The 12,960-nt window shown below is 40.5% G+C and carries 9 protein-coding genes; 4 read left to right on the top strand and 5 right to left on the bottom strand.

Annotation, left to right across the window (positions count from 1 at the left end):
* The first annotated feature begins 2 nt into the window (after positions 1–2).
* Positions 3–452 (top strand): SufE family protein, encoded by a 450-nt coding sequence (locus J9318_RS07165; RefSeq protein WP_210559278.1) that lies wholly within the window; start codon positions 3–5, stop codon positions 450–452.
* On the opposite strand, the gene J9318_RS07160 is transcribed toward J9318_RS07165, so the two are convergent.
* Positions 420–1,478, bottom strand: coding sequence for a DUF3549 family protein (locus J9318_RS07160; RefSeq protein WP_210559277.1), 1,059 nt, complete (start codon positions 1,476–1,478; stop codon positions 420–422). The genes J9318_RS07165 and J9318_RS07160 overlap by 33 nt on opposite strands.
* Before the next feature lie 93 nt (positions 1,479–1,571).
* Here J9318_RS07160 and truC point away from each other — a divergent pair, with 93 nt between their 5' ends.
* Both truC and J9318_RS07150 read left to right on the top strand, forming a co-directional pair.
* The gene (truC, locus tag J9318_RS07155; RefSeq protein WP_210559276.1) at positions 1,572–2,321 is read left to right on the top strand and encodes a tRNA pseudouridine(65) synthase TruC; all 750 of its coding nucleotides are present in this window, start codon (positions 1,572–1,574) and stop codon (positions 2,319–2,321) included.
* A gap of 111 nt (positions 2,322–2,432) precedes the next feature.
* Positions 2,433–2,882: a flavodoxin domain-containing protein gene (locus J9318_RS07150; RefSeq protein ID WP_210559275.1), complete on the top strand. Its 450-nt coding sequence runs from the start codon at positions 2,433–2,435 to the stop codon at positions 2,880–2,882.
* A gap of 78 nt (positions 2,883–2,960) precedes the next feature.
* Here J9318_RS07150 and J9318_RS07145 read toward each other — a convergent pair whose 3' ends face one another.
* The 3 genes from J9318_RS07145 to topA all read right to left on the bottom strand — a co-directional run bounded on the left by J9318_RS07145 (position 2,961) and on the right by topA (position 8,195).
* Entirely contained in the window at positions 2,961–4,250 is a 1,290-nt protein-coding gene (locus J9318_RS07145; protein WP_210559274.1) for an OmpP1/FadL family transporter, read from the bottom strand.
* Between the two features lie 199 nt (positions 4,251–4,449).
* Positions 4,450–5,349, bottom strand: coding sequence for a LysR family transcriptional regulator (locus tag J9318_RS07140; RefSeq protein WP_210559273.1), 900 nt, complete (start codon positions 5,347–5,349; stop codon positions 4,450–4,452).
* Positions 5,350–5,516: 167 nt separating this feature from the next.
* Positions 5,517–8,195 carry a type I DNA topoisomerase gene (gene topA, locus J9318_RS07135; RefSeq protein ID WP_210559272.1) on the bottom strand — a complete coding sequence of 893 codons (2,679 nt, stop codon included), beginning with the start codon at positions 8,193–8,195 and terminating at the stop codon, positions 5,517–5,519.
* A gap of 393 nt (positions 8,196–8,588) precedes the next feature.
* On the opposite strand from topA, the gene astB reads away from it, so the two are divergent.
* Positions 8,589–9,935, top strand: a complete 1,347-nt coding sequence (astB, locus tag J9318_RS07130; protein WP_210559271.1) for an N-succinylarginine dihydrolase — start codon at positions 8,589–8,591, stop codon at positions 9,933–9,935.
* A 94-nt stretch (positions 9,936–10,029) separates the two neighbouring features.
* Here the strand turns inward: astB and J9318_RS07125 are convergent, their stop codons facing one another.
* Positions 10,030–12,774, bottom strand: coding sequence for an Ig-like domain-containing protein (locus J9318_RS07125; protein WP_210559270.1), 2,745 nt, complete (start codon positions 12,772–12,774; stop codon positions 10,030–10,032).
* Between the last annotated feature and the right edge of the window lie 186 nt (positions 12,775–12,960).

Here is a 12,960-nt window from a genome sequence, read left to right as displayed (position 1 = left end):
ATATGAACCAAGCAATAGCGGACTTTTCAAACTCATTTACCTTGAACGACGCCTCAGTATTATCACTAATGGACAAAGAACATGGCTGGCAAAATAAGTACCGACGCATTATGTTGATGGGTAAAGAATTACCAGCGTTTGATGAAACGCTTAAGCGTGAGGAAAGCCAAGTTGCAGGCTGTGAAAGTCAGGTTTGGTTAGTTGCCTCCTGGCACCAAGATCAACTTCTATTAGCAGCCAGTTCAGACGCAAAAATAGTGAAAGGTTTAATCGCCATTGTGCTCGCGGCGTTTAATGGCAAATCTCATCGCCAAGTACTAGAGTTCGATATGCCGTCTTATCTTGATCAGCTAGGCTTGATGGACCAATTAAGTCCATCAAGAGGCAACGGCATAAAAGCAATTATTAATCGTATTTTATTATTGGCCGAACAAGGTCCCGATCGCTCTTGATACTGAAGCAGAGCGAGATGGGTCTCTAAGTAAACTTAATACACACTGTCTCGTTTCTGGTATTGCGACTAAGTCTGCAAATATACCAGCAAACAACTGTTGGTTGGTATGTTGCGATATTTTATCAAAGTACAGATGACGTAGTGAGTCGTCAGTCAAATAACTCCAAAAGCGACCCGCTATTATCAAGTATAACGATTCCTCATTTAGCGCGTCTGATGAAAGTAAAAAAGCTAATTGTTGCTGAACTAATGACTTAGACTCACTTCCTGCCATACATCTTAATAAATGGAATACTTCTTCGTGATCAGATGTTTCAAGCGCCAACTTTTGCTGCACTATCAATTTTTCCGTTAATTTAATACCAATCTTCGAATGCTCCAACGTCGCGCCTAAAACGCTAAGTATTTGAACTGACAATTGATCTAAATTATTTATCAACGCTAAATCATTTTGACTTTCATTAATACGAGCGGCAAAGTCAGCAATACCCTGAACCGTCAACTCTTGCCACTTATCAATACTAATCTGATTAGTGAAATAAGCTTGCACATGTTCGTAATACATAGATGCCGGTTGCTTCAAAGCAACTTTTATCGTCGCGTTAAACGCAGCTTGCCTATTTTGATCCGGTGTAAATGAATAAGGGTGATTATCTAACTTGTCCGAGTCTGTTGCACCTATTATTGATGAACCTAACTCTTTAATAACAATAGAGATAAAATGATCTCTTTGTTGCAGTTTTAGTAAGCCTAATTCATCAACTTCAAATTGAAGAAACCAAATAAAAGGGTTTGTCATGCCACTTTGTTTTGACTCTTTTTGATCCCAAAACAGTACAGCAAACCTCGCTTTTTGCTGAAGAGGAAATGGATACGGTTTTTCGCCATTCTCGATAGCGGCAAAGTCACTTTTACTAATCGACTGGATACGACGTCCCATATCAAAAACGCGCCAATTGGCGTCAGCTTGCAACATTAAATCGGCAATTGTTGGGACTGGATTATTAGAGTTCGCGGTCGACATTAGTTTTCCTTTTAATTATTTAGCCTGCCAATTATAGGGGCTAGCGACGTTAAGTGGTATCCTTAGCGTAAAATATTCACTGAATAGTTAATAATGCGTAATATAGTTTTTGATCAAGCCCCAGAGATTTCTATTCTTTATCAAGATAATGATTTAGTTGCTATTAATAAGCCGTCAGGTTTACTTGTACATCGAAGCGAAATTGACAAACGAGAGACGTTGTTTGCGCTTCAACTCACTAGAGATCTTATTGGTCAACACGTTTTTCCAATCCACCGCTTAGACAGACCCACGTCGGGCGTGCTTGTGTTCGCATTAAGTAGCGAAATTGCAGCCACCATGAGTAAAGCGTTTGCAAACGATGAAATACAGAAGACCTACTTGGCTATGGTTCGTGGTCATACACAAGAGCAAATTACCATTGACTACGCTCTTACACGTATCTTTGACAAAATAGCAGATAAAAACCGAGCAACCGATCTAGCTCCACAAGAAGCATTGACCTATTTAAAAACGATTGCCACAGCCGAACTACCCTTTCCATCTGGACGCTATGAAAAAAGTCGCTACTCTTTGGTAGAGCTGAACCCTAAATCGGGACGTAAACATCAATTACGGCGACACATGGCACATATAAGACACCCGATTATTGGCGATACTAACCACGGTGATGGTAAACAAAATAAATCTGCTCGTGAGCATTTAGCGCTCAACAGGCTTGCATTACATGCTGCTAGTATTAGCTTTGTACATCCGACTACAAAACAGTGTATCAGTATACATGCACCTCTTGATGAGGCTTTAACCAGCGTTTTTGAACAATGTCGGTGGCCGACAACATAAATTTCGATACAATGTTTTACCTCAGTTCGTTTAACTATTGTTCGTTTAGCTATTGTTCGTTTAACTATTTTAGCTAACATGGCTGTTATCAAAGTTTAGGAGATTCACATCATGGCTCGAGTTGCATTAATTATGGGGAGCGTTTACGGCGCCGCGCAAGAACTTTCAAATACCGTTCAACAAGCATTGCATGACGCTGGGCATACAACCGTTTACAACAGTTCTGCACTAGTTACCGATATTCATGATGTTGACGCTTGTTTAGTCATAACCTCGACTACAGGGCAAGGCGACCTACCCTCAAATTTGGAAAGTTTTTACTTTTCAGCACGCGACACTATGCCAATGCAGCAACAAAAACCATTTGGTGTGATTGCGCTGGGTGACTCAAGTTACCCTACTTTTTGTGGTGCAGGCGAGAAAATGGAAGAGCTATTTTATGAGTTACAAGGCATTGCGCCAGTACCGATGTTGAAAATAGACGCTTGTGAAACTTTGGAGCCTGAAACTAAAGCCTTACCATGGTTAAAGGACTGGATGAAAAGCTTACCGACGGTTTGATGAGAGAAAAGGCAGAGTTAAACCACTAAATAACTTTGTAAAGTGGTTTAACTCCTTTTTAAACGTTAAAACTCGTTTTTAAAACTTATAGTTTATTTGGGCGGATAAAATAGTGGCAGAGGCTTTTTGGGTCGCTTCTAACGTCGATGTTAACGGACCAAACGCTGTTTGTTCATTTACTTTCGCTTCTTTACCATAGACTTTTACAATACCAGCATCGATAGATAGTGCGTCGTTTAACGTGTAGCTTGCGCCCGCACTCAACCAACGTCTGTCAGTATCTGGAATACTTATACTTCTGTGCTCATCTGAAACAGCACCTTCATCATAGGCAACACCGGTTCGTAAAACCCATTGTGCATTCAGAATATACGTTGCTCCTAAACTGTACTTTTTAGCGTTGTGAAATTGCTCTTCTTTTAACAACACATCAACACCGTTTTCTAAATTGGCTTCAAGTACGTCAAAACTGCTCCATCCAAACCAGTTGATACTAGCTTGGAAAGAAAGTTGTTCTGATACTTTTTGACTTATTGCTAGCTCTGCAAGTGCAGGTAAATCAATATCTACTGAGCCAGCTTGATTATATGCAGCAACCACATCAGATTTGAAATCGCCCGATAGTGATAGAGCAACTTCTGAGCGGTAACTAAGTCCAATTGTAGTGTTTGGAGTAGGCAACCAGTATGCACCTATGTTCCAACCAAATGACCAGTCATCACCCTGTACTTTAGCAATAGAGGCTAATGGCGGCACAATACCACCGATTGCGCCGGATATAACAGCCGGAACCGACGTACTAAGTTCAGCTTCGCTATAAACTGCGTTTAACCCCAGTCCTAGGCTAATTGTGTCAGATAGGCGGTAAGCGACGGTAGGATTGAGGTTAACGGATTTAATCTCGGCTCGGTCGCCAAAATGTAATGCCGTGAAACTGTCGTCATAGTCTGAGGCCAAGCCATAGTTACTATACATACCAAGACCAATAGACCATTTCTCGTTTAATGGACGAGCATAAAAAGCTGCTGGAATAAAAGCACTGCCAGCAACATCATCTTGATCCGCGTTTAGCGTCAAGTTTTGCCCTTGGTTAGTAAGCGTCACAGAACCTGTAGAGTTAATACCTGGGTCAACGTAGCTTAAAAATAGGCTCATCGTAGCGGCATCAAATTGCGTAATTGCCGCAGGGTTTGAATACAATACCGTTGCATTCTCAGCCAAAGCAGCTTGCCCTGCAAATGCTCTACCCAACCCGTTCGCGCTATGCTCATTTAAATAAAAGCCGGCAGCTATTGTAGCCTCCGACATGAATAATGCGCTTAAAGATAAGGCGATAATAGATTTAGCCGGTACTTGATTATTTTTCATTGAGTTTGTAAACCCTTTTATGTTGAATTTGACGTGGCGCTTTTGTAATGCAGGCCGAAATTTGGATAGCGGAGTTTAAAGGTGCAACAGCCTAAGGTGTAATAAACTTTTTTCATACCCCTAACAAAGAAATGTCATTAGTCGCGGTAATTTCAATCTAAATGCGACTAATTTAGTCAATCTGAATTGAAAACAAACTTTAAGGCATTTCAACGGGCGACATGTACTGAGAAAATAAGCCAATGACTTCTTGTATAGCTGGAGCAAGACTGCGTTCAGGTTTCACTAAACAGCGGCACTCCCAAATCAAGTCTGACTCTAACTCAAGCTTAACTAGCTGTTCTGAGAGAAATTCATTTCTAAATAGTACCTCTGGACCAGAAGTAACGTAATCAGAGTTTAATACTACTCGCTTGGCTATATCGTAACTTTCACAGGCTATAGAAGGCGTGAAGTCACGATCCTTTATCAATAAAGAAGCCTTAAAACTTAAGTTTTTAGGTATACTTGGAGAAATATTCCTATATTCCATCAATTCACTTAAGTGAACCTTTTTATGATTACTCAAAGCATGGCCGCTTCGTACAACGCCTACAAAACGGTTGCTATATTTTAGTGGCGCTAAACAATTTGTCGGAACGTCTTCTTCGCCAAATGTTCCAATAACTATATCTAACCGGCCATTCATTAGGTTTTCTAGTAACGCCTCTGATGACAGGGTCACGGTTGAGATTTTAAAATTATATTCGTGCTCTACAAAATCTAGTAACACCTTTGGCAAAATGTCTTGCTCTACTATTGGCCCGACACCAATAGAAATCATATCGCCTTTTAAATTAGCCATTAGTTCAAGCTCGCGCTCCAACTGAGCTAATTGTGAAGTCAGTGTTTGGCTACGGTGAGTTAATAGTTTTGCTGCTTCTGTAGGGACCATACCGCCAGTGTCTCGATAAAACAAAGCCATCTTAAGCTTTTGTTCGAGTCGACTAATACGTTTACTTAATGTTGGCTGAGATATGTGAAGTAGCTCGGCGGCTTTGGTGATACTTCCAACTTGGCTGACAACTTGTATTAAATGAATATCACTAATATCGATCATGGATAGTTAAACTTATACTTATACTTATACTTATAATTATACTTATACTTAGCAGGAGCAACTTTGGGTTTTTACTTACAAAAAGACCCTCAATAGAGTGACTTACTCCTGAGGGCCTTTAAATTTTTCATACTGAGCTACATAAACTTAATTATATACACTTAGCACTATTTTGCTTTGGCTTTGGCTTTACTTTTAGCTTTAGGTTTTGCTTTTGCTTTTGGTTTTTTACGACCATCATCGACAGTCCACTCACCGTCAGTAAACCATGCAGCCCAACCTGTTGCTTTGCCGTTATCGTCTTCAGTCATAACGTACTGTTGTTTCGTCTTGCGACTAAATCGAACTTTAGACTTATTACCATCTGGGTCTTGCGCTGGCGCGTCTGCCAAATAGTAAAACTTAGGACTAATTCTATCTCTAAATCGCTGTAACTCTTCAACAAATGGTGCTCTAGTCTCTCTCGATTTAGGGAAAGTGGATGCAGCCATGAAAAGACCAGCAGCTCCGTCACGTAATACAAAATAACCGTCGGACTTTTCACACGGTAATTCTGGAAGATGCGTTGGATCTTCTTTTGGTGGCGCTGCTTCGCCATTTTTCAACAGCTTACGAGTATTTTTACACTCAGAGTTAGTACAACCAAAGTATTTACCAAAACGACCAGATTTGAGCTCCATGTCTGATTGACACTTATCACATTCGATTAGAGGGCCATCATAGCCTTTAAGCTTAAATTCACCTTTTTCAACAACAAACCCTTCACAAACAGGATTATTACCACAAATATGAATCTTACGTTTTTCATCAATTAAGTAACTGTCCATGGCCGTGGCACATACTGGACAACGTTTCATATGACGCAATGCTTCTGCTTCTTGCTCTTCACTAGTGACATTTTCAGCTTCATCACCAGAAGTAAGATTCATGGTATTTGTACAGCGCTCTTTAGGCGGTAAAGCATAACCTGAACAGCCAAGAAAAACGCCCGTACTTGCTGTACGAATATTCATATTTCGTCCGCACTTCCCACACTCGATATCAGTTTCAATTGGCGTGTTTTGGCGCATTCCGCCTTCGTCTGATTCTCTAGATGCAACTTCTAAGTTACCTTTAAACTCTTCATAAAAGCTGTCTAATAATGCTTTCCACTCTAAGTCGCCATGAGCAACTTCATCTAAACGGCCTTCCATTCGAGCCGTAAAGTCATAATTGAGTAGGTCAGTGAAATTTTCTACTAAGCGGTCAGTAACAATTTCACCCATCTTTTCTGCATAAAAGCGTCGGCTTTCTAACCGAACATAACCTCGGTCTTGAATAGTACCTATAATCGATGCATAAGTTGATGGTCGGCCTATACCACGTTTTTCAAGTTCTTTTACAAGACTAGCTTCGGAGAATCTGGCCACTGGCTTGGTGAAGTGTTGTTTTGGTAACAACTCATTTAGATTTAGGTTGTCGCCTACTTTAACGTCTGGAAGCTCAATATTATCGTCGTTGGCTTTTTTAATTGCCGGCTGAACTCTTGTCCAACCGTCAAATTTTAGAACTCGACCTTTAGCTTTAAGTTCAAAATCACCTGCACTTACAGTGACATTTGTCACGTCATATTCTGCAGGAACCATTTGACAAGCGACAAACTGATTCCAAATCAGCTCATAAAGGCGCACAGCATCGCGCTCCATGCCATCTAGCTTATCTGCGGTCAATCCTACGTTCGAAGGTCGAATCGCTTCGTGGGCCTCTTGAGCGCCATCTTTACTACCATACATCATTGGTGATGTTGGCAAATACTTTTCACCAAACTCACTTTGGATGAACATACGACACGCGCCCACGGCCTCTGAGCTTAGGTTCGTCGAGTCTGTACGCATGTAAGTAATGTGACCGGCTTCATATAGACGCTGTGCCATCATCATGGTTTTTTTAACGCCAAAGCTTAGTCGAGTGCTCGCTGCTTGTTGTAAAGTCGATGTGATAAACGGTGCTGACGGCTTACTTTTCGAAGGTTTATCTTCTCGGTTACTAACAGTAAATGTCTGCGCTTTTATATCTTCTAAAACAGCATCCATCTGTGCTTTATTAACAGGCTTGAATGTTTTGCCCTGTTGCTTAGCAACTTCAAGCATGATGTTTTTACGGTCGGCTGTATTTGTGTCTGCATGTAAACGCCAAAACTCTTCTGGGATAAACGCTTTGATTTCTCGCTCACGTTCAACTACCAAGCGAACCGCAACAGACTGAACTCGCCCTGCTGACAGTCCTCGAGCAATTTTTTTCCATAGCAATGGTGATACCATGAAGCCAACAACACGATCTAAAAAACGTCTCGCTTGTTGTGCATTGACTCGGTCAATGTTTAGTTCACCTGGCTTTGAGAATGCTTGTTGGATCGCACTCTTGGTTATTTCGTTAAATACAACTCGTTTAAATTTATCATCGCTACCACCAATAATTTCTCTCAGGTGCCATGCTATTGCTTCCCCTTCGCGGTCCAAATCGGTTGCAAGATATATTTGATCTGCATCTTTCGCTAATTTCTTTAATTCGGTTACGACTTTTTCTTTGCCTGGCAATATCTGATACTTGGCTGCCCACCCTTTTTCAGGATTGATACCCATTCGGCCAACTAGAGCTTCTTTGTCTTTTTTTGCTTTTAGCGCCGCTTTTTCTTCAACAGATAATCCTTTAGTGGAAGTTCGTTCTGCTGCCTTTTTAGGCCCACCAGACGTAGGTAAATCACGAATATGACCAACGCTCGACTTAACAACAAAATCCTTACCCAAGTATTTATTGATTGTTTTTGCTTTTGCTGGTGACTCTACTATTACCAGAGATTTTCCCATAATTCCTCAATCGCTTATAAAACTTGTCCGCCGCTTAATTTTAAAGCCACGGTAGCGTTTTTAGTTTATTTGCGTAGTTATACTAACTTATAAGATATATATGCGATTCTATTCGACTTCAAGCACAAATCGCTATCAATTTCTGTCTTTAACTTAGATTTTTTAACTTAACTGCGTATAATATAAACGTTTTACAGCGTCTTATGCGCAATGTTTATAAGTGTTTCAGCGTTTTTTGAAGTTTATAAAATTTCGCTCAATAAATTTATAAAATTATTTTCCGCCACGCTGAAGCTCGATAAAGCGAAATAATCAGCTTTAATTACAAATATAATAATTTTTTTTTCTGAATAAAAATCTATTTGGAACTAAATATTGAGGAGTGTTGATTTAATGAAGTATTTTGAAGCAAATTTTGATGGCTTAGTTGGCCCTACACATAATTATGCCGGGTTGTCAGTCGGCAATGTCGCCTCCTTATCAAATGCAAAAGATGTATCAAACCCAAAATCTGCAGCTAAGCAAGGCCTACAAAAGATGAAAGCTTTGCACGACATGGGACTCAAACAAGGCGTTTTAGCACCGCAGGAACGTCCTGATATGAATGCGTTACGTCGTCTTGGTTTTACTGGATCTGATGCCAATATTCTTCAGCAAGCAAAAAAACATGCTCCACAAATTCTACGAGCTGTGTATTCAGCATCAAGTATGTGGACTGCGAATGCAGCTACGGTATCACCTAGTTCTGACACAGCTGATAAAAAAGTACACTTCACGCCAGCAAACTTAACAAATAAATTTCATCGTTCACTTGAGCCGGAAACAAGTGGCAGAATTTTACAAGCCATGTTTGCGAACGAATCTCACTTCGCACATCATCGTCATCTGCCTGATAATGATCACTTTGGTGATGAAGGTGCAGCAAACCACACTCGTTTTTGTGACAATTACGGTGAAGGTGGCATAGAGATGTTTGTTTACGGTCGTTACGCTTTTGATCACAACAAGCCAGCTCCGATTAAATACCCAGCTCGTCATACGTTTGAGGCTTGTACTGCTGTTTCTCGTTTGCATCAACTAGATGACTCTGGTGTTGTTTATGTACAACAGAATCCAGATGTTATTGATCAAGGCGTGTTTCACAACGATGTTATTGCGGTAGGTAATCAAAACGTGTTGTTCTATCACGAACAAGCTTTTTTAGACACCGAGCAAAAGTTAGCTGAATTGAATGCTAAGTATTCTGCAAAAAACAAAAAAGATATGCATTTTGTAAAAGTTGGGTCTGATCAAGTTACTGTTGACGAGGCCGTTAAAACTTATTTGTTTAATACTCAGTTAGTCGATATTGGTAATAACGAAATGGCTATTATCGCGCCAATGGAGTGTAAAGAAAGCTCTGCGGTTTCTGCTTATCTTGAACAGCTAGTTAGTCAAAACACGCCTATTAAAAAAGTACATTTTTTTGACGTTAAGCAAAGCATGAGAAATGGCGGTGGTCCTGCATGTCTAAGACTTCGAGTCGCGCTTAGTGAGCAAGAACTAGCAGCAACAAACCAACATGTCTTAATGTCAGATCAGTTATTCACTACATTAAATACCTGGGTGGATAAGCACTACCGTGATGAGTTGTCAGAAAACGACTTAATCGATCCAAGCTTAGTTATGGAATCTAGAACAGCGTTAGATGAGCTAACGCAGATCTTAAACTTAGGTTCGGTTTACGACTTCCAAAGATAACCGGTTAAAACTGCGTTGCGAATAGCTAATATCTAGCTAATAAAAAAAGGAGGCATTTGCCTCCTTTTTTGAACTTAATATCATACTTTAAGATTTAGTTCGTCGTGTTGCAGTTCGTATCAGTACCGTAGTTATGTCTAATTGGTGGGAACTTTTCATCAGAGACATCATCTTGCAGTATTGGTAATGTAAAACGCAGTGTACGGGTGTGTTCAGTACCTGCCATTTTAGCCTCAACTTCAAATTCAATATCAACCCAAGCGGCATAAGATTGGGCATAGATTAACGAAATCATCGTTGCACCATTCTCGTCTGTAACAAAGTCTCCTAACGTTCTGACTATATTACCCGGGTCTAACACTCCATTGCCATTGGTATCTTCGTTAAAGCCTTCACCATCTACTTGCACGTCTAACACACCATCACGGTCAATGTCTTCGCTTGGGCAAGTGACAGAGCGAAACGATACCCATTTAATAAACGAGTCGTCCTCTGGATCGATTTCTTGAACCCAAAAACCTTTTGCATAATGCGTAGAAATGGCTGAGATACTTAACTCTACGCCTGAGATAGGATTTCCATTTACGTCGGTAACATAAACCGGAACGTCATATTGGTACTCTTGATCCGTTGGTTCACCGACAGCATTTCCTAAACCAGCGGTAATAAATAGCTCTCTCTCTGCCACTGTCACTTTAACGCTGTCTGAAACACACTCTTTAGCATTAACGGTACAAGCATATGTATCATCAAGGCTATCGTTATTACCATTGGTATTTCTAGTGTTTGAACAGTTACTAGCTGAACCAGTCGTATCCGTACAAGCAGCTATTGCTACGCCATCGCGAGATGACACAGTACTAGAACTATATACGGTTGTTGCTAATCCATTACTGTCAGTCACGTTAGTTGCAGGAAAAATAGCGCCACCACTCACGTCATATAACTGAAAATTAACCGGCCTGTTTTTCACTAAGTTACCGTCTATATCTCGTACAACCGCGCTAATTGTTGATTGCTGACCGTTTGGTCCAATTGAAAATGGAGAAGCTTGTAGCGTAATTTGATGTGCAGTCTCTGCTACAAACTCAAACTCATAGGTTGCTGAAAGCCCCGGCGCCTTAGCCGTTAATATTGCTGGGCCAGCATTAGATGATACTAACATTACCTCTACATTACCTTCCGCATCGGTCGATACGACATTAGTAATAGGCGTCGCCGTTGAGGTATCCGCTCCTTTAGCAAATATTTGGCCTCGCGTTGTGGAGAACAACACATCTCCGACAAATGGACTACCATCTTTTTCCCAAACTAGTTTAAATACTCCACCTTGAATCATTGGCACTTCAGCTGTGGTGACTATGCTGTCGTTTACTTTTAACTCCTCAATAACGAAAGTATCAGGAGATACCGATATATTAAAGTCACTACTTTCACCTAACGCTGATGCAACAATGGTGTCTGTTCCGCTGGTTGTTGCATTAAACTTAAACTGTGCGCTACCAGTGGCATCCGTTTCCACATACGATAAGCCGTTTGAACTATCTATTGGTAACACCGAGCCGCTCATATCCGTTAGCTCATTACCACTCTCACTTACCAGATAAACTCTTGTTTGAGCAATACCAACACCATCAGAATTAAGTAATACAGCACTGAAAACTGCGGCATTTCCAGTAACAATTGAGTCATTGCCGTTTATTTTAATTGTTGTGCCGGTAACTGAAATACTTACCGTATCGGATTTATCACCGACAATTGCCGTCACCTCAATAGCTCTCGTTTGCGGTGCATTTAATGTGTCTAATACCGCAATGGCTTTCCCATCTGGACCTGTAGTCGCTTGATTAACACGTATACCGCCAGATGTGGTAACGAATGAAACCGTTACACCTTCCATTAGATTATTGTTCTCGTCTTTTACTAGGCCAATTAGATTAACCAATTGCGCCCCCGACGAAGCCATTTGGAATGCGTCGGAAAGTAGCTCTACAGTACCAATATCTTTTGTTACTTCTTGATCGCCATCCCCTGCAGCGTTAAATACCACGTAGGCAACAACTTCATCGTTGTAGATAACATTTAATTTCCCGGCGCCACTTACGTCTGTTGCTTCTAGAGTTAACGATGCATATCCATCGGCATTAGTTGCAATACCACCATTATCAACGCTTAAATTTAACAACTCAGTTGAACGTTCATCAAGCTCTACATAAACGATTTCACGAGGTATAGGTTGTAAATTATCATCGTTAAGTTGAATTACAATGCGTCCTGGCTGTGATGATGAAATCGTTGTAATAGTAGACCCAGTTAAATTGGGGTATTCCGCTACCGTAGTGGAGCTAGGGACTAGATATGCGGTATGGTTGGTAGTACTTGTTGTATCACCTAGAGAAGTGTAATTAGTAATTATTGCATCTAACGACCCAGTACTAGTAGAGACAGTTACCGTTCCAGTTCCTGCTGCAACGCCCCCTGTTAATTGAGTCGTTGCTTGACCGTTAGAGTCTGTTGTTGCTTGTGCAACACTGAGTGATGCTAATGATGAATCGCTATTTGCAAAGTTGATAATGGCTCCCTCAACACTTTCATCATTAAGTGTTAGGGTTGCTGTAATTGTAACTACGTCGCCAAAATCAAATGAACTACTTGAAGTACCATCTGTGTTTGCATATACAACGGCTAACTTGTAGACGTCATTCCCTGAACCTGTTCCTGTTCCACCAGTAGATGAACCATCTGACAAAGTGCCATCCCCACTACAAGCGACAACAAACAATGTAAATAAACCAACTATAAAGCTTTTATATGAGCCTTTAAATAGCGCTGGTAACATGTAACCTCTCCCTATTATTTTATGCAACTACCGCATTCTTTGTTGCTAAGTTAATAAATATCAATTTATTACACAAACGTTTTCTGCTTTTTTTTAGTTTTTATTCGCTCAAGCAATGTTCAAGGTGAAATTAATTAAATTTTATGGTTATATTGTCGCAAATTTGAAACTTAAAATAAGAATAAG

Origin of the sequence: Psychrosphaera aestuarii (assembly GCF_017948405.1) — a bacterium.
In the GTDB taxonomy this organism is placed as follows: Bacteria; Pseudomonadota; Gammaproteobacteria; order Enterobacterales; family Alteromonadaceae; genus Psychrosphaera; species Psychrosphaera aestuarii.
The sequence above is the reverse complement of the archived record's forward strand: the minus strand, read 5'-3'. Positions and strand labels throughout refer to the sequence as shown.